This is a genomic window from Alistipes sp. An54 (genome assembly GCF_002159375.1).
In the GTDB taxonomy this organism is placed as follows: Bacteria; Bacteroidota; Bacteroidia; order Bacteroidales; family Rikenellaceae; genus Alistipes; species Alistipes megaguti.
The window spans coordinates 14,153-28,896 of the sequence record NZ_NFIA01000006.1 but is presented as its reverse complement, the minus strand read 5'-3'; the positions used below and the strand labels follow the sequence as shown (position 1 = coordinate 28,896).

Annotated in this window: 18 protein-coding genes; 4 read left to right on the top strand and 14 right to left on the bottom strand. The window is 57.8% G+C overall.

Features of this window, described 5'->3' with window-relative positions; genetic code table 11:
- Window positions 1-8: 8 nt before the first annotated feature.
- The 4 genes from B5G09_RS07105 (at window position 9) to B5G09_RS07090 (ending at window position 1,274) form a co-directional block, all read left to right on the top strand.
- On the top strand, window positions 9-299 hold the full coding sequence (locus B5G09_RS07105; RefSeq protein ID WP_087404759.1) for a DUF4120 family protein: 291 nt from the start codon (window positions 9-11) through the stop codon (window positions 297-299).
- A gap of 5 nt (window positions 300-304) precedes the next feature.
- On the top strand, window positions 305-649 hold the full coding sequence (locus B5G09_RS13885; RefSeq protein WP_143256497.1) for a hypothetical protein: 345 nt from the start codon (window positions 305-307) through the stop codon (window positions 647-649).
- 69 nt (window positions 650-718) lie between these two features.
- On the top strand, window positions 719-964 hold the full coding sequence (locus tag B5G09_RS07095; RefSeq protein WP_087309024.1) for a type II toxin-antitoxin system ParD family antitoxin: 246 nt from the start codon (window positions 719-721) through the stop codon (window positions 962-964).
- The gene (locus B5G09_RS07090) at window positions 957-1,274 is read left to right on the top strand and encodes a type II toxin-antitoxin system RelE/ParE family toxin (RefSeq protein WP_087309025.1); all 318 of its coding nucleotides are present in this window, start codon (window positions 957-959) and stop codon (window positions 1,272-1,274) included. Before B5G09_RS07095 ends, B5G09_RS07090 begins: the two co-directional genes overlap by 8 nt.
- A 59-nt stretch (window positions 1,275-1,333) precedes the next feature.
- Here B5G09_RS07090 and traN read toward each other — a convergent pair whose 3' ends face one another.
- The 14 genes from traN to B5G09_RS07010 form a co-directional block, all read right to left on the bottom strand.
- Complete coding sequence (gene traN, locus B5G09_RS07085) at window positions 1,334-2,224, bottom strand: conjugative transposon protein TraN (RefSeq protein ID WP_087404631.1); 891 nt, start codon at window positions 2,222-2,224, stop codon at window positions 1,334-1,336.
- An 11-nt stretch (window positions 2,225-2,235) separates the two neighbouring features.
- Entirely contained in the window at window positions 2,236-3,438 is a 1,203-nt protein-coding gene (traM, locus tag B5G09_RS07080) for a conjugative transposon protein TraM (protein ID WP_087404630.1), read from the bottom strand.
- Between the two features lie 210 nt (window positions 3,439-3,648).
- Complete coding sequence (gene traK, locus B5G09_RS07070; protein ID WP_087404628.1) at window positions 3,649-4,272, bottom strand: conjugative transposon protein TraK; 624 nt, start codon at window positions 4,270-4,272, stop codon at window positions 3,649-3,651.
- 7 nt (window positions 4,273-4,279) lie between these two features.
- The gene (traJ, locus tag B5G09_RS07065; RefSeq protein WP_087404627.1) at window positions 4,280-5,335 is read right to left on the bottom strand and encodes a conjugative transposon protein TraJ; all 1,056 of its coding nucleotides are present in this window, start codon (window positions 5,333-5,335) and stop codon (window positions 4,280-4,282) included.
- A 2-nt stretch (window positions 5,336-5,337) separates the two neighbouring features.
- The gene (locus B5G09_RS07060) at window positions 5,338-5,967 is read right to left on the bottom strand and encodes a DUF4141 domain-containing protein (RefSeq protein ID WP_087404626.1); all 630 of its coding nucleotides are present in this window, start codon (window positions 5,965-5,967) and stop codon (window positions 5,338-5,340) included.
- A 25-nt stretch (window positions 5,968-5,992) separates the two neighbouring features.
- Window positions 5,993-7,054, bottom strand: coding sequence for a hypothetical protein (locus B5G09_RS07055; RefSeq protein ID WP_087404625.1), 1,062 nt, complete (start codon window positions 7,052-7,054; stop codon window positions 5,993-5,995).
- Complete coding sequence (locus B5G09_RS07050) at window positions 7,051-7,503, bottom strand: hypothetical protein (RefSeq protein WP_087404624.1); 453 nt, start codon at window positions 7,501-7,503, stop codon at window positions 7,051-7,053. The genes B5G09_RS07055 and B5G09_RS07050 overlap by 4 nt, the downstream gene beginning before the upstream one ends.
- Window positions 7,500-7,880: a hypothetical protein gene (locus B5G09_RS07045; protein WP_087404623.1), complete on the bottom strand. Its 381-nt coding sequence runs from the start codon at window positions 7,878-7,880 to the stop codon at window positions 7,500-7,502. Before B5G09_RS07045 ends, B5G09_RS07050 begins: the two co-directional genes overlap by 4 nt.
- Window positions 7,881-8,117: 237 nt before the next feature.
- Window positions 8,118-9,941 (bottom strand): reverse transcriptase domain-containing protein, encoded by a 1,824-nt coding sequence (locus B5G09_RS07040; protein WP_087404622.1) that lies wholly within the window; start codon window positions 9,939-9,941, stop codon window positions 8,118-8,120.
- Window positions 9,942-10,488: 547 nt separating this feature from the next.
- Entirely contained in the window at window positions 10,489-12,888 is a 2,400-nt protein-coding gene (locus B5G09_RS07030; RefSeq protein WP_087404621.1) for a TraG family conjugative transposon ATPase, read from the bottom strand.
- 4 nt (window positions 12,889-12,892) lie between these two features.
- The gene (locus B5G09_RS07025; RefSeq protein ID WP_087404620.1) at window positions 12,893-13,222 is read right to left on the bottom strand and encodes a DUF4133 domain-containing protein; all 330 of its coding nucleotides are present in this window, start codon (window positions 13,220-13,222) and stop codon (window positions 12,893-12,895) included.
- Between the two features lies 1 nt (window position 13,223).
- On the bottom strand, window positions 13,224-13,520 hold the full coding sequence (locus B5G09_RS07020; protein WP_087309038.1) for a DUF4134 domain-containing protein: 297 nt from the start codon (window positions 13,518-13,520) through the stop codon (window positions 13,224-13,226).
- 158 nt (window positions 13,521-13,678) lie between these two features.
- The gene (locus B5G09_RS07015; RefSeq protein WP_087404619.1) at window positions 13,679-13,921 is read right to left on the bottom strand and encodes a hypothetical protein; all 243 of its coding nucleotides are present in this window, start codon (window positions 13,919-13,921) and stop codon (window positions 13,679-13,681) included.
- A 290-nt stretch (window positions 13,922-14,211) separates the two neighbouring features.
- The gene (locus tag B5G09_RS07010; protein WP_087404618.1) at window positions 14,212-14,742 is read right to left on the bottom strand and encodes a DUF3408 domain-containing protein; all 531 of its coding nucleotides are present in this window, start codon (window positions 14,740-14,742) and stop codon (window positions 14,212-14,214) included.
- Between the last annotated feature and the right edge of the window lie 2 nt (window positions 14,743-14,744).

The window sequence follows — 14,744 nt, the reverse complement described above, 5'->3', positions numbered from 1 at the left end:
ATCACGCTATGAAAATCATGTGTCAGGAGTATTATGATGCGGTTGTTCGGTATGCCGAAAGCATCGGCGATTGCACCTTGCAGGAGTGCCTCGGCAGGCTTGAACGATGGGGACAAAACGCTCGTCAGGTGAGCGAAATAGAACTCTATCGGGATTTTGCTCCCTACTCGTTCCTTTTTAAGCAGCGCTATGCGGACGGTTCTCTCGGAGTTGTCGGTGGTCTGGTCTATCATGGCTCGCCGGATCGTTCCTGTTGCTATACGCTGGAAAAAATCAATGGATGGACCCTTCACACTTGAAAACCATGAAAACAAAAGTCTGGAATTATGCTCCGGATCGGGACGATTGTGTCGTTCAGACCGAAGAGAGCGTAGTGTTTGAAAACGAACATGTCGGTTGGTTCGTAGCGAATCCGGATCCGAACGGACGCCGGAGACTGGATAACATGGGTGTTGTAGAACGGGTCGGAGATGTTGTCTTTCTGGCTTGTTTCAGCAGCCGAAATGCTCTTACACCCGAGTTTCTCGGTGCTGTGAAAGATGAAGCCACACACCTGCGTCAGCGCGTGCGGGAGCGTCTGGAACGCCGGGAGAAGCTGCCTCTGACCTATGTCGCAGCGTTCAAGGCGCTGGGCTGGAAGCCGGATTGAGTTTCGCATCGGCGGATAAAATTTGTAATATTACCAAATATTGGTAACTTTGCAGAAAAGAACCCTATTATGAAGACAACATCGGTAGCATTGGGTGGATATTTCGAAGAGTTTATCCGGGCCAAGATTGCGGAAGGAAGGTATAACAATGCCAGTGAAGTCATTCGGGCGGGGCTCCGTTTATTGGAAGAGAACGAAAGCCGCCTGGTAGAGCTTAAAGCCGCCATTCGTGCCGGAGAAAAAAGCGGGGAGGCCGTGGACTTTGATCCGGAGCAACACTTGAAAACCCTGAAATCCAAACGTCGCAATGGGTAAAGTGCGCTTTTCCAATATGGCAGTCGAGGATTTGACCGCTATATGGAACTATACAGAGGAAAAGTGGTCCGAACAGCAGGCCGACAGCTACTATGAGCAACTGATTGCCGCGAGCCGCCGCATTGCTAACGAGCCGTTTCTGCCCGGAAGTAAAAAGTACGATCATATTGAGGCCGGTTTATGCGGATTCAAAATCCATAAACATATCCTCTTTTATCGCGTGATTGACGAACAATCCATTTTCATTGTCCGAATCCTTCACGAACGAATGGATATAAACAATCGACTGATTGAACCCGCTGTCGAATAATTGAGAAAAGCCACTTCCGAAAGAAGTGGCTTTTTCCTGTCTATGGCATAATTCATTCCTTACAATGCCTTTGCTCCGAGCAGCTCTTTGCTCGAAATTTCGAGATATTGGTGGCGAGCCCCGTCTTTCTCGGCGATCTCCAGCAGGAGAATCTTGTCCTCCTCAAGAGTCAATTTCGGAAGGGCGAAGACAATGCGCTGGCGCTGGTGTCCGCGCACGATTGAGGGGTCGTTGCAGACCCGCAGCGGTTCGATGATGCGCTGCTGTTGAGCCGTGCGTTTGGCCGCCTTGCGATCCGCGACGACAAAGCGGTGACAGTCCACCTCGAAGGAGATGTTCGTGTTGTTGGCAATCTGCACATGGAGGTAGATCACGTCGTTGTGGACGTAGATTCCCCGCACCTCGAGCTCCACGCCGTATTTCCGGGTGTGAATTCCCTTTACGTCTGCGCGGTTCTGGCGGTATATGTCGCTCAACACGCGCTTCACCGTGGCAGGGCGTTCACGTCCCACCTCGCGGAGCAGCACGCGCCCCTCGTCCGTACGGGCAGGTTCCGAGGCTGACGCGGGCTGTGTCGCCGGACTCTCCGCGGCCGCAATCTCGATGGTCGACGGGAAGGGGTTCTCGGCATACCGGGCATCGAAGGTGTAGAATCCGCCGTCCTCGGTAATTACCGTGATGTTGGTCTCCTCCGCAAAGTCGCGCACGGCGGCCTTTACCCGCACGACATTCTCCGCGCCGTCGGCCTTCCCGGCGATGATGGCCATCGAGCCGATGTCGATGTAGGTTACGGGCGCCGGGAAGAGGATATGCACGGTCTTCGTAAATCCCACCTCGATGGTGCGGGGCGTGGGCCCCTGCTTGGCCGAGGTCCCGTCGTTTTGGGCCATGACTTTGACCGCGGCAAACAGAGCCGCCAGAAGGGTCAGATAAATGAGGTCTCGTTTCATGGTGTTGTCGTTTAGTTTTCTTTGGAGATTAACAGAATCTGGTGGTTGGCCTTGAGAGTGATGCGCACCTCGCGGAGCTTCTCGGAGAGGTAACGGGAGGATGCCTGAATCCCGCCCCGTGCCAGCTCTGCGAGGAGCTGTTGCCCGGCCGAGTGGGTAATGTTCACGCTCGTCCCGGCCGTCTGCCCCATGGATGCCAGCGCCTCTTTGAGGGCTGTCCGTTCACGGGAGTTGGGGACGTTAATTCCCGGCTGCCCGTCGAGATCATACGCCTCGGCCTGCACCTGGAAGATGTGTCCCCGGTATTCGATGGAGGTTACCGTCACCCGCAGCCGGTCGGTCGTTACGGAGACGGCGCCGTAGAGCGGCGTATTGCGGGGGATCACCTCGCCGTCGATGCGTACCGGTTCCAGCAGCCGGAGAGCGATTGTCGAACCTACGCGCACGACCTGTGTCTGCGCGACGCAGGCCCGGATGGTCGGAGCCTCATTTGGCGGAAGAACGCCCGCGGCCGTCAGAAACCCGATGTTGCGCTCCCGCGCGGAGTCAATCCGCGGATTGAGGGTCGAAGCACGGACGTCGCCTTCGCGGACGGGACGCATGACGCTGAAACGTCCCGAGGACTTCGCGGCGTCGGCCTCGCTTGAAACCCCTGCCCCGCCTCCGAGGTAGCGCTGTGCCAGGCGGTACTGCTCTTCGGCCACCTCCATCGGGTCGGGCTGCTGCCGCTCGATGGCGAGTTGCTGCTGCAGGGAGGCCACCTGCTCGCGGAGCTCTTCGACCTCGGCATTGCGCGGCGGTGCGGCGTAGAATTGCCGGGCCTGCTGCTGCATGGCTCGGTTTGCCTCGGCAGCCCGGCGCACGGGATCATCGGCCGGAGACTGTGGCTCCGTATTGCGAAGCTCCTCATCGAGCAGCGAGAAGGAGTTGTCCCCGAGGGTCATCATCCGGTTGCGGGACTGCTCCTCGCTGGCCACGCGCTCCGCGGCCTTGCGCTTGTCGCCCTCGATCTTCGGGGCCTTGCCGTCGGGCAGCGAGGTGTTGATCCCAGCCTGCCCTTCGCCGATCGTGGGCGCGGGTTTGAAGAGGAACCAGATGAACGCGATGCCCAGACAACTCCCGACCGCGGCCACCAGGATGACTTTCCTTTTTCGCTGACGCTCGAATGCCGCGGCAGAATCGGGCGTCGAAGTGTTTTTTTGTCTCTCTTCCATGATTATCGAAATTTCAGGTTTTCCAAAGAGGGAGGTGCTATCCTCCCGAAGTCGAATCGCGGTGCCGGGCCGAAGAGCAGCAACCCATAAAGCCCGACCATCAGCAGAAACATCCCGAGGAGGATGCACCGCCGGGTTCGGGGCGAGAGTCGGTCGTGCCAGCGCCGGATACGTCGTCGCAGCCAGCGCACGCGGCTTTGGATAGACGCTTTAACGGTCATAGGTCTGCAGGTCCTTATTTTCAACGATCATCAGATCCTCGACCAGAAACCCCTGCGGGTTGTTGTCCGAGCGGGAGACGTTGACCAGCCGGCAGGTCGTGACGAGCGATCGCTCGGTGATCGTGTTCTCGCGCATGATGCGCTGCCGGGCGTAGGTCGTGGCTTCGTAGGGATAGCGGTCGAAGTTGCAGCGGATGCTGTCCACATGGACCATTTGCGAGACGTTGGCGGCAATCAGCCGGTTGAAGAATCCCTTCTCCTGCAGGAGCTTGTAGTAGGAGAGCGCGCTCTTGTCGGCCATCTGCAGGGCCCGCTCCATGTTCGACTCGATGGCCGCCTTGTCGGGCGAGAGCGAGAAGAAGAGCTCGTGGAAACGCCGCACATGCTCGCGGGCCTCGACGGGACGGTTCTGGGCCAGGTCCTGCGAGAGGGCTACCATGAGCGAGCGCCCGTTGTCGAGGACGTAGATCTTTTCGCGCTGCCGCTCGGCAAAGGCATACGAGAGGCTGACGGCCGTGATGGTCACCACGGCGCAGATCCCGGCGAAGATGAGCGCATAGAGGCGCAGCTGCCGGAAGGAGGTTTCGATGTTCAGCAATGATTTGAATTCCATGATGCGATTACTTTTTGAGGATCAGGCGAGCTGCGGTTGCCAGCCCCTTTCCGGCGGCTCCGACCGTGCTTTTGGTCCCGGCCCAGACCTTCCCGGTAATCCAGCCGGCACCGCCGCTCACGAGCGACGTAGCGCGCGAAATGGTCCGGTTGTAGGAGGAGAAGCCGTTGGCCTGCACAACCCACGAGGCGATCGAGGGGATACAGAGATAGCCGCAGATGGCCACGAGGATGAAGATCAGGTTGACGCTGTTCGACATGTCGAAATACCAGTTGTAGTCCTGCGCCATCATCTCGGCATCGTGCTGCAGAGAGAGGGTTTGCAGCCGGGCGATGATGGCCGAGAAGAGATCCGAGATGGGAAGCCACAGGTAGATGGAGATGTACTTGGAGAACCACTGCACCAGAGTGTTCTGAAATCCATCGAAAATCGAGATGGCAAAGGCGATGGGCCCGAGCAGCGAGAGGACGATCAGGTAGAAGGTCCGCAGCACGTCGAGGATCACGCCCGCGGCGGCGAAGAAGAGCTCCATGATCGCGGTAAGGGCCTTCAGGATCAGCCCCTTGAAGCTCCACGACTTCCGCTCGCTCTGCATCCGGTCGAGGGTCTGCTGCGACTGCTCGTCGATGCCCAGAGCCTGTAGCTCGCGCTCCTTCTCCTCATCCTCGGTGTAGTAACTCTCTGCCGGAAGCCGCTCGCGGCTCTCCTGTTCGAGGCGTGCGCACTCCTGCCGCCACTCCTGCATATCGAAGGTCTGGCCGACCATCAGCGAGTGGGTGGCCTGCACCAGCGGGGAGAGGATTCCGTTGAGCGACCCGAGCACAAGGGTCGGGAAGAACATGATACAGATGCCGATTGCCATGGGTCGCAGCAGCGGGAAGAGGTCAATGGGTTCGGCCCGGGCCATCGCCTGCCAGATGCGGTAGGCGATGTAGATCAGGGCCCCGATTCCGGCTATGGCCGTGGCAACTTTGGCCATCGGATAGCAGAGAACCATCATGTCGTCGTAGAGAACGCGGAGAATCGTGTGGATGTTCTCCGAAATGGAAAGTGCCTGTACCATCGCTACCAGTATCGTTGTTCGTCGGTTCCGTAAAGAGCCATCACGCGGTCGAGGTCGTTGCGTCGGGCGCCGCGCAGCAGCGAGATGGAGATGTTCTTGCGCGTGTAGTAGCGGGCCAGATCCCGATGGTGGCGCAGCACGCCGTAGACCCGTTCCACCACGTCGATACGGTCCTTGTCCGTCAGCGACATATCCGTGGGGTTGACAATATCCTGCAGCTCCTTGAGCTCCCCGGCCGACTCCTCGATGATGCGGGCATATCCTGTGGCGATGGCGGCCAGTTCCGCGGCCGAAAAATTGTCATCGACCACCATGCGCTGATAGCCGTTGACGTAGATGTCGGAGATCTCCCCGACGAGCAACATGCACTGCTGGACCTTGCGGGCCGAGCGGACGAGGTTGTTTACCGCCTTCAGCGCTTCGTAATATCGCTTCCCCTGTTCGTAGATCTTTACGGTCTCTTGAAAACTTTGCAGGAGGGTCGAGCCGTTGCGGGCCGCTTCGACGATCTGTTTGGTGGAGTTGATGATTCCCTGTGCGAGGTTCGTAGGGTCCGTGACGACCCATTGTGCCTGCGCGGCCCGGGCTGTCAGGAGCAGCCCGAGGCAGAGCAGAATAATGTGTGGTTTCATGGTTCGGTCGTTTTTTGAGGGTGGTTCAATGTCTCAATTTGCGGGGTGCCGCTTCGGCGGGCTGCATCACGGCGGGGTACTCCCGGCGAAAGGAGGTGCGCCCCGGCTCCCGTTCCGGTTGTGCGACGCGGAGGTCGAGTTCGTGCGTCCGGGCTTCGCGGCCCGTCAGTCGGACAAGCCGTGCATCGAGATCCCGGAATGCCGCCTCCGCCTCGGCACGCTGTGCCTCCGGGGGCAGGCCCGGGTGGATCTCGTATTTGTCGAGAAACTGCCGGCTTGTGTGCGGATCGTCGATGCGCTCCGGAGCGCGGGCCAGCCAGCCCAGCGTGTTCAGTTCGCTTTCGAGACGCTTGACATAACTCCGCGGAACGGACATCTCAGTCATCCCCTCGATGGTGCGCTCGGCGCCGCGGACCAGGTGGTTCTCCGTGCGGAAGATCTCCTCCCGGAGCTGCTGCATCCGCCGCGGATCGGCTCCGGGCGTCGCCGTATCCCGCTCGTGCCGCATGGCCTGCAGAATCTCGCAGTCGACATCCCAGCCGTAGAGCCGGGCCACATAGAAAGATGGCTGCATCCGGGTCGGGACTTCCGTCATGCGGCACAGTTCGCGGAAGATGCCCGTGCGGAAGAGCCGGTCGACAAGACGCATGGCCGCCTGCACCTCCCCGGTTGTCGGCTGCCGCATCCGGCTCTCGGGGTGTCGCTCGGGATAGGCATCCACGAGGAGCGTGTGCAGGGCCAGCACGCCGTGGATCGGATGGGAGGTATTTCCGGGCAGGTTGGCCAACTTCCGGCCCGTGTGCTTCATGGCGGGCGTCCTGCGCAGGGCATCCATCAGTTGCAGCACCTCGTGGCGGGCCGCCGCGTCGGGCGAGGTGAGAATTTGCGGAAGACGCGCCATCATCTCCAGCCCGATACCCCGCGTCAGCAGCTCCGAGTGGCGATGCTCCCGGACCAGATCGGTCAGCGTCCGGAAGTCCCGAGCCTCTAATAGCTGCCTTGTTCGCTGCAGGGTCGGCTCCCATTGTTGGAACTCCTCCCCGGCTGCAGGGCGAAAGAGCCCTTCGAATACTTCACGCCACTTCATGCCTCGGGTTCATGATCCGTGAAACACTCCTCGGAAATGCTCTCCTGCTCCGCACGCCGGCAGGCCCGCTCCTCCGCGACAAAGCGTCCGTAACAGCCCAGCAGCAGCGTGTCGCTCTCGGGGTCGAGCTCGATGGGGTTCATGTCGCGCGGATCGTCGCGGCTGCCGAAGAGCAGCGTGCGACGCTCGGCCGTGATGACGGTATCCTGCACCAGCCGCCGGTAGCAGAGCGTGTTGTCGAAGATCAGCATCCGGTAGGTCCGGGTGCAGATGCGGCGGATCGAGGCCGAGAGGTTGTTCTCCGTCGAGAGCCACGATCCGCAGATGCGGTCGTAGGCAATCTCCTCCTGCAATGAGGTGATGAGCCGCACAAGTTGGGTGCGCTGCCGGATTTCGGCCCGCAGCGCCGTGAGCGCCTCCGCGGGGGTGATGTTTGGGGTACTACTCATGGTAAGTTGTTTTGAAGGTTGGACAAATCGCGTTTGAAAATACCTCCCGGGACGACCAGCAGCAGATCGGAACCGGGGGTGTGGAAGAGATCGACACGCGCACCGCCATAGGTTGTGTAATGGATGCACGAGGCATACTTCAGCGGGTGCCTCTCAAAGGATTCACGCCCGGTCCGCGAATCGTAGCGATGGATGCGAATCCAGAAGCCATCGTCCCGATGGTCGATTTCGAGTCGGGTATCATTCCGCGTTGAACGCCATTCGCCGCACAGCGGGCGGATCTTGTGGTATTCGAAATCGTAGAAGAGCCGGAATCCGCCGAGCAGGGCCAGCAACGCCAGCAGCAGCCCGGCACAGCTCCAAAGGATCTGTTTCATGGCTGGGAATTTTTAATGAGATTTTGGTCTTCCCGCTCGCGGGCCAGCGCGCGGATGGCTGCCTGGATGTCGCCGCCGAGCTTCTCGGCCCTGGCCATCACCTCCATCTTTTCCCGCTCCTCGGTGGTGTAGCAGTAGGCTAAGTACCCAGCGCCTTGTCATATTTCTATGATAGGTTTCCGGGCACTCGCCCCCGAACCGGACTTACAAGTCTCCCTGTATCCGGCTCTCCACTAATTAATTCAGTCTGATCCGTCGGTCAGGGTCTATCTTTGCATGACACTTTGAGCAGACCGCCAGCGTCTTCCGGCGTCGGGCGATCATTCTCTTCTCCCAATCGGACTTACCTGTCAGATCTTTAAGTTTGCGGACGTGGTGCATTTCGAGTTTATCCGTAGCACCGCATAATTCGCAGACTTGGAGTTTCAGCCTTTCCATCAGGCTGTTACGACCACCAGTTATTGTAACTGTCCGCGGGATAGTGTCGCATGAGGTAGCCCCTGCATTTTTTTTGCGTTGGAAGCCTTCGTGATAGAATGTTTGGTAGAGCATTTTACCCTTCTTGTTCTCATATGCCACTTTGAACGTCCCTCCCTTTTTATACTTGGTCAGGATTTTCTTAACAGACGACTTGTACTTTCTTGCGAAAGTCTTGTACATACTGTATGACATGATGTGATAGAAAGAGTTGATGGCCGGGCTGTTATTGGCTATCGAGTAGTAGTTGTAGAATCCCCGGATTTCGGCGTTGAACTGACTGACTATTTCCAGGTCGTCCAAATCGATCATGTACGTTCTGACGATGGATTTCCATACCTCTTTGCCGTTCACGACCGCTATTCTTGCGGCCTTGTAGTCAAAGAGTTTCTTTCGCATCGTTTCAAAATTCAGATACAAGACCGGGACGTGTCCGAACGCCCTGACCGTTCTGCCGTTTTTATCCTTGCGTAAATCATTGCTCCTACGGATAAAAATGTCGAGTCCGAGGAACTTGGCGGGTTTCTGTGCGTTGGTTATCAGTGTCTTTTCATCTGACAGTTCCAGTTTAAGAGCCTCTTTCAAATAGTTTTTAATGTCCTCTTTTACCGTTTTGCAGTCTTCCAGACTACCGATTATTCCAATCAGAAAGTCATCTGCGTACCGAACGTATTTTATGCGTTTGATACTGCTGTCCATTTCATTACGCGCGGGAAACTTGTTCCTTTCTTCCCGTAGCCGCTTGATTTCAGCGGTCATCTGTTCTCTTACCTTTTCATCTTTCTCATTTTTCAGCTTCTTAGCCAGCCGGTATCTCCGCTGCTCGTAGAGCTTGTACTGAGCGTTGCCTTTCCGTATCTCCCCCTTGTTGAACCGGTTGATATACTCACGGATGTACTTGTCGAGTTTGTCGAGGTAGATATTCGCCAGTATTGGACTGACAATACCGCCCTGCGGCGTGCCGCTGTACGTTCTGTGAAATACCCAATCTTCGACGTAACCGGCGTTCAGGAATTTGCGGATAAGCCGTAGAAATCTCTCGTCGGCGATGCGTTCCCGCAGGATGCCTATCAACACATCATGGTCGATGTTGTCGTAGAACCCTTTGATGTCGCCCTCAATGAACCATTTCACGGCCGTGAATGACTTCTGTATGCTGATAAGTGCGGTATGGCAACTACGCCCGGGCCGAAACCCGTGCGAGGTATGCTCAAAACTGCCCTCGTAGATAGCTTCCAGTATCATTCTAACCACTTCCTGCACCAATTTGTCGTTGAATGAGGGGATGCCAAGCGGACGTTTTTTCCCGTTTTTCTTCGGGATGTACGCCCTTTTGGACGGAGCTGGCTGATAAGTCTCATTTTTAAGGCTATCAACCAGTTGCTTAATGCGGTCGATGCTCATTCCGTCGATGGTTTGCCCATCGGCTCCTGCCGTCATGTTGCCCGCCTTGCTGTAAATACGCTGGTAGGCAGCATAGAACATTTCTTCATTAAACAGCACTCTGTACAGCCGCTCAAACTTGTAGTTTGAGTCCTTGCTGTGTTTAGACAGACTGTTTAACACATTCTCTGGATTTCTCATGTCTCACACATTTTCCGTTAAATTGTTAAACTTAATTAGCTGCTTCCCTTTGCCATGTACAGGGCGTTACCCTGCTCAGACTACTATGGAAGCTCCGTTGCCATGCCGGATATTCATAGGTCTACACCTAATAGCCTTGCGGCGTTCCGGTTTAGGCAATCCCCGTTTAGGAACTTGACAACTGTTTGGCGCGATAGATTGTCGGATACGACTTTCGTCCTTTACTGCTTATGGCAGTTGCCCTGCGGTCAGTTTATGCTACATCCGCTATCTGTCATCGGTGTAGTACCGCAGTGTGACGTATATAACTATCTTCCGTCACCGCCCAAGGATACGACTGCTCGGACTATCGTTCAACCAATGCAGGCTTTATCCTTATATCTATCTTTTTAACTTGCCATTCAGTCGCAGCCTGATAGTTGGCTGACTTATGGCTTTACCGACATGCTGCACTCCCTGTCCGGTTTCCCTTTCAGATAAGTCGGTTGTTAATGGGCCTATAAACTCACGCCCAGTCACTTGCCACAGCGACATTTGTCAAATCCCCTTACGGGCGCACGAGATACTCTTCGGTCGAGACCTCCGTGGCGTAGACCGCCGACTGCACGCCTCCGAGTCCGATCCAAACCTCCTTGTAGGTGCGGCGGGGATCGTTCGCCTGGTTGATCGAGAGGATCTGCGCCCGCTCCTTCTCCGAAAGTCCGAGCAGCGTCTGGATCGCATCGAAGCGATTCATGAACTTGCGCTGGTCGAGGAGGATCTTGCAGTCGGCATTGTTGATGATCGACTCCTTGACGATCGGTGAGGAGATGATGTCGTCGACCTCCTGCGTGACGACGACCGCCTCGCCGAAATACTTGCGCACCGTCTTGTAGAGATAGCGGATGTAGGTCGACATGTTGGCCGAGGTGAGGGCCTTCCAGCACTCTTCGATCAGAATCATCTTGCGGATGCCCTTCAGCCGTCGCATCTTGTTGATGAAGACCTCCATGATGATGATTGTCACCACGGGAAGCAGCGTGCGGTTCGAAGAGATGTTGTCCAGCTCGAAGACGATGAAGCGCTTCGAGAGCAGATCCAGCTGCCGGTCGGAGTTGAGCAGGTAGTCGTACTCGCCGCCCCGGTAGTAGGGTTCCAGCACGTTGAGCAGATTCGCCAGGTCGAAATCCTTTTCGCAGACGTGCTTCTGTTCCAGCAGCCGCCGGTAGTCCGAGGTGAGAAACTCGTAGAAGGTGTTGAACGAGGGCTGGATCGAATCGTCCGTCTTGAGCTTCGAGAGGTAGAGGTTCACGGCGTTCGACAGAGCCACCTCCTCCGCGCGCGTCGGCACCTCGGATTCGCGTTTCCAGAGCGTCAGCAGCAGGGTCTTGATCGACTCGCGCTTCTCGATGTCGTAGACCCCGTCCTCGACGTAGAAGGGGTTGAAGGCGATGGGCTCCTGCTCGGTATAGGTGAAGTAGATGCCGTCGCGTCCCCGCGTCGTGCGGTGGATCAGCGAGCAGAGCCCCTCGTAGGAGTTTCCCGTATCGACGAGCAGGATATGGGCCCCCTGTTCGTAATACTGGCGGACCATGTGGTTCGTGAAGAAGGACTTCCCGCTGCCCGAGGGCCCCAGGATGAACTTGTTGCGGTTGGTGGTGATGCCGCGCTTCATCGGGAGATCCGAGATGTCCAGATGGAGCGGCACTCCCGTGAGCCGGTCGGCCATCTTGATGCCGAAGGGCGAGAGCGACGAGCGGTAGTTCGTTTCGCCGTTGAAGAGGCAGACCCCCTGTTCGAGAAAGGTCAGAAAGCTCTCCTCGGCGGGAAAGTCGGCCTCGTTGCCGGGGATGGCGGCCCAGAAGAGCACCGGCACGTCCACCGTGTTGTGGTGGGGCGTGCAGCCCATCGTGGCGAGCTGCGACCCCACGTCGTTGCGCAGCCGCTTGAGCTCCGTCTCGCTCTCGGCCCAGACCACGACGTTGCAGTGGCATCGTACGGAGCGCAGCCCCTGCGAATGGGCTTCGTTCAGGTAGAGGTCGATCCACTCCTTGTTCAGGGCGTTGCCGCGCGAGTAGTTCGCCAGTGAGTTCATATTGCGGGTCCGGGCTTCGAGCCGCTTGAGGGTCTCGTCGTGGTTGTCCAGAAAGAGATACTGGTTGTAGATGTGCGAGCATCCGAGCAGCAGCCCCGCGGGGGCCGCGAACGAGAGCCGGCACTCCGAACGGTCGGTCGAAAGGCGCTCGTAGCGGAAGTCCGTCGCGACGCTCTGCGGCAGGAGATCCAGATCGGAGAGCGTGTGCATCGAGAGCAGCTTGTCTCCGATGCGCATCATGCCCGGGTCGAGGCGGATGTCCTCGTTGACCGCTGCCTGCCGCTCGTCCGAGAGTGCAAAGTAGCGGGCCAGCAGCCCCGCATCGGAATCCGTGCCGACGATCTCCGCCTCTGTGAGGCGGTCGACCCGCAGCAGCCCCGAATCGTTCAGGATGCGCTCCATCTGGGCGACACTCTCCAGAAAACGGGTCACGGCCTCCCCGTCGCGAATCTCCTGCGGGATGATGAAGCCCCGGCACAGCACGGAGGCGGCACTCGTCTGCCGCAGCCGGTCGGGGGTGCTCTTCGTGATGAAGAGGTGGCAGGTGTGGCGCAGAAAGGGGCGTTCGTTGAAGTGACGTTCATAGGCCCGGGAGAGAAACGTGCGCTCTGCCTCGGGATCGGGTGTTTCGTAACGTTCCTCGATGAAGAGGTCCTGCTTGTGGACGACGGTGTGGTCCGGGAGGACCTTCAGCGCCTTGACCCAGGTGGCGTGCAGCGCCTCGTATTCCTCGGCCGTCAGGGTGAAGAGCTCCGGGAGCGTCACGCGGAAGGCGGCCGTCACGTCGGCGAACTTCGAGAGGATGCAGTTCCCTTCGACGGCCAGCAGCGGGAATTTCGACTCGAGGGTCGAAGTTTTCAGGGTTCCTCGCATGGTATCAGCGTTTGGGTAAGGTTCGACGTTCGAGCAGGCGGCGCACACTCCGGCGGTGGATGATGCGGCGCGGATGCTGCCGCAGGGCGAGGAGCTTCATCAGACCGTGAGGTCCGAAGTGGCGGTTCAGATAGAAGGTCGCCCAGGTGAGGCCGCTGCCGCCCGCGACGGCGAAGAGGATGCAGATGCCCTGCGGAACCCCTCCGGCGTAGAGGATGACAAAGAGCAGGAAGATGCCCAGCAGCCCGGCAACAAAGAGGATCAGATAGTGCGAGGTCAGCCCCTGGAACTCGACGGGTCGGTCGACACCCTTGTGGATGGTGTACTGTGCCATGTCAGAGGAAGAAGGAGCGTAAGACGGTGCCGACGATAACCAGAAAGACGCACGAGAGGAAGAGCGCCGTGGCGGACTTCGAGGCGTCGGGATCGCCGCTGTTGAACTTCGAGTAGACGCGGACACCGCCCACCAGTCCCAGCACGGCGGCCACGGCGAAGATCAGTTTGGTGAGCGGGTCGAAATAGGAGGTGACCATGTTGGTCGCCTCGCTGATTCCGGCCATGCCGTTGCCCTGTGCGAAGGAGGCAAGCGATGCGGGGAGCATCAGTATCAAGAAGATTGCGCTTTTTTTCATCGGTTTTGCGGTTTGGTTATGGGTGTGAAAAAGGCCGCAGCCCGCCTTTTGAGGCAGTCTGCGACCGGACGGAAGCAAACGGTTGCTTCCCGCAGCAAATCATTCGGACGTTAGCCGTAATCCCGATTCCAGTTCATTGTGCATTCTTTTTTTGAGGGTCATACATAGTTTCGCAGGTCAAAATTCTCAATCTCGCGACGCTCCTCCTCCGTAACATCCGGCGCAAGGACACGCTCCCCCGCTTCGGCGCTCCGGAGCAGCGCCTGTACCTCCGGATCGTGCAGCTCGCCGTTGCTCTGCAGGGACGGAAGTTGCAGCGGCGGCCGGGGCTCCCGCGGCTCTACGGTCTCGCCGTTCTCACGGATCGGACCCTGGAGGATCAGCTCGCCCCAGCCCAGCATCGAGGCCGGCTTTTCAGCCGGGGGCGGAACAAATGTAGCAGCATCTTCGGGCTTTGATTCCGCAGGTGCCGGGATGGCCTTCCGAGGCCGCGGATGGCCGGTAACAGCATAGTGTTTCGGAATTATCAGCAGCGGTGTTTCTCTCCGGCGAGGCTCGGCGGCCTGCTCCGAATCGACCTTGTCGTTCGACCCGTCAGCCCGGGATTCTGCGGACTTTCTCCACCGCTGCGGAAGCCACGGCCGAAACCATCGAGCAATTCGTTCGAGAAGGGAACTCGGGAAGCCCATCTTTACACCAGATCCTTGAAATTCCGGGCTCGATTGATGCGGTTGATGTCGTCCCGATAGAGATCAAGATGATGTCTCATGATGTTCTCGACATAATCCGTAACGGTCAGATTCCCTTTGCCAATCCGTTGAACGACACTGTGAATCCGTCGCTTGGTCTCCAGACTGAGATAGACGCTGCCTCGTCGTTGGAAGGGCGTAGGATGCAGGAAGGTTTTTCGGAAATCGGGCTTGACAGCGCCTCGTTTTATGGAGACAGGAGGCAAAGGTATTATCTCTTCCACTCGGGCGACCTTCTCGGTGAGAACAATCTGGACAGGTTCTTCGTCCGGAATCTTCTCGCTCTGTTCGATGGAACCCGGGGCCTCTTCTTGATCCCTAACGACTGATTCCGACGCGGGATTTTCCTTCGGCTGGGTCTTCTCCCGTTTTCGTCTAACGAAGAAGAGAATGAAACACAGGATAAGAAGAAGGATACTTGCAAGGATGAGCAGAGATGTTGCCCAATCGGTTGAAAAATGAAATGTGTTCATGG

What these genes read in the sequence shown, in the direction of transcription:
- B5G09_RS07060 (WP_087404626.1), bottom strand. Translation starts at nt 5,967, where the DNA reads ATGAAACCACACATTATTCTGCTCTGCCTCGGGCTGCTCCTGACAGCC.
- B5G09_RS07020 (WP_087309038.1), bottom strand. Translation starts at nt 13,520, where the DNA reads ATGAAAAAAAGCGCAATCTTCTTGATACTGATGCTCCCCGCATCGCTT.
- B5G09_RS07090 (WP_087309025.1), top strand. Translation starts at nt 957, where the DNA reads ATGGGTAAAGTGCGCTTTTCCAATATGGCAGTCGAGGATTTGACCGCT.
- B5G09_RS13885 (WP_143256497.1), top strand. Translation starts at nt 305, where the DNA reads ATGAAAACAAAAGTCTGGAATTATGCTCCGGATCGGGACGATTGTGTC.
- B5G09_RS07025 (WP_087404620.1), bottom strand. Translation starts at nt 13,222, where the DNA reads ATGGCACAGTACACCATCCACAAGGGTGTCGACCGACCCGTCGAGTTC.
- B5G09_RS07030 (WP_087404621.1), bottom strand. Translation starts at nt 12,888, where the DNA reads ATGCGAGGAACCCTGAAAACTTCGACCCTCGAGTCGAAATTCCCGCTG.
- B5G09_RS07045 (WP_087404623.1), bottom strand. Translation starts at nt 7,880, where the DNA reads ATGAAACAGATCCTTTGGAGCTGTGCCGGGCTGCTGCTGGCGTTGCTG.
- B5G09_RS07010 (WP_087404618.1), bottom strand. Translation starts at nt 14,742, where the DNA reads ATGAACACATTTCATTTTTCAACCGATTGGGCAACATCTCTGCTCATC.
- B5G09_RS07050 (WP_087404624.1), bottom strand. Translation starts at nt 7,503, where the DNA reads ATGAGTAGTACCCCAAACATCACCCCCGCGGAGGCGCTCACGGCGCTG.
- B5G09_RS07105 (WP_087404759.1), top strand. Translation starts at nt 9, where the DNA reads ATGAAAATCATGTGTCAGGAGTATTATGATGCGGTTGTTCGGTATGCC.
- B5G09_RS07095 (WP_087309024.1), top strand. Translation starts at nt 719, where the DNA reads ATGAAGACAACATCGGTAGCATTGGGTGGATATTTCGAAGAGTTTATC.
- traK (WP_087404628.1), bottom strand. Translation starts at nt 4,272, where the DNA reads ATGGAATTCAAATCATTGCTGAACATCGAAACCTCCTTCCGGCAGCTG.
- traM (WP_087404630.1), bottom strand. Translation starts at nt 3,438, where the DNA reads ATGGAAGAGAGACAAAAAAACACTTCGACGCCCGATTCTGCCGCGGCA.
- B5G09_RS07055 (WP_087404625.1), bottom strand. Translation starts at nt 7,054, where the DNA reads ATGAAGTGGCGTGAAGTATTCGAAGGGCTCTTTCGCCCTGCAGCCGGG.
- B5G09_RS07015 (WP_087404619.1), bottom strand. Translation starts at nt 13,921, where the DNA reads ATGCTGGGCTGGGGCGAGCTGATCCTCCAGGGTCCGATCCGTGAGAAC.
- traN (WP_087404631.1), bottom strand. Translation starts at nt 2,224, where the DNA reads ATGAAACGAGACCTCATTTATCTGACCCTTCTGGCGGCTCTGTTTGCC.
- traJ (WP_087404627.1), bottom strand. Translation starts at nt 5,335, where the DNA reads ATGGTACAGGCACTTTCCATTTCGGAGAACATCCACACGATTCTCCGC.
- B5G09_RS07040 (WP_087404622.1), bottom strand. Translation starts at nt 9,941, where the DNA reads ATGAGAAATCCAGAGAATGTGTTAAACAGTCTGTCTAAACACAGCAAG.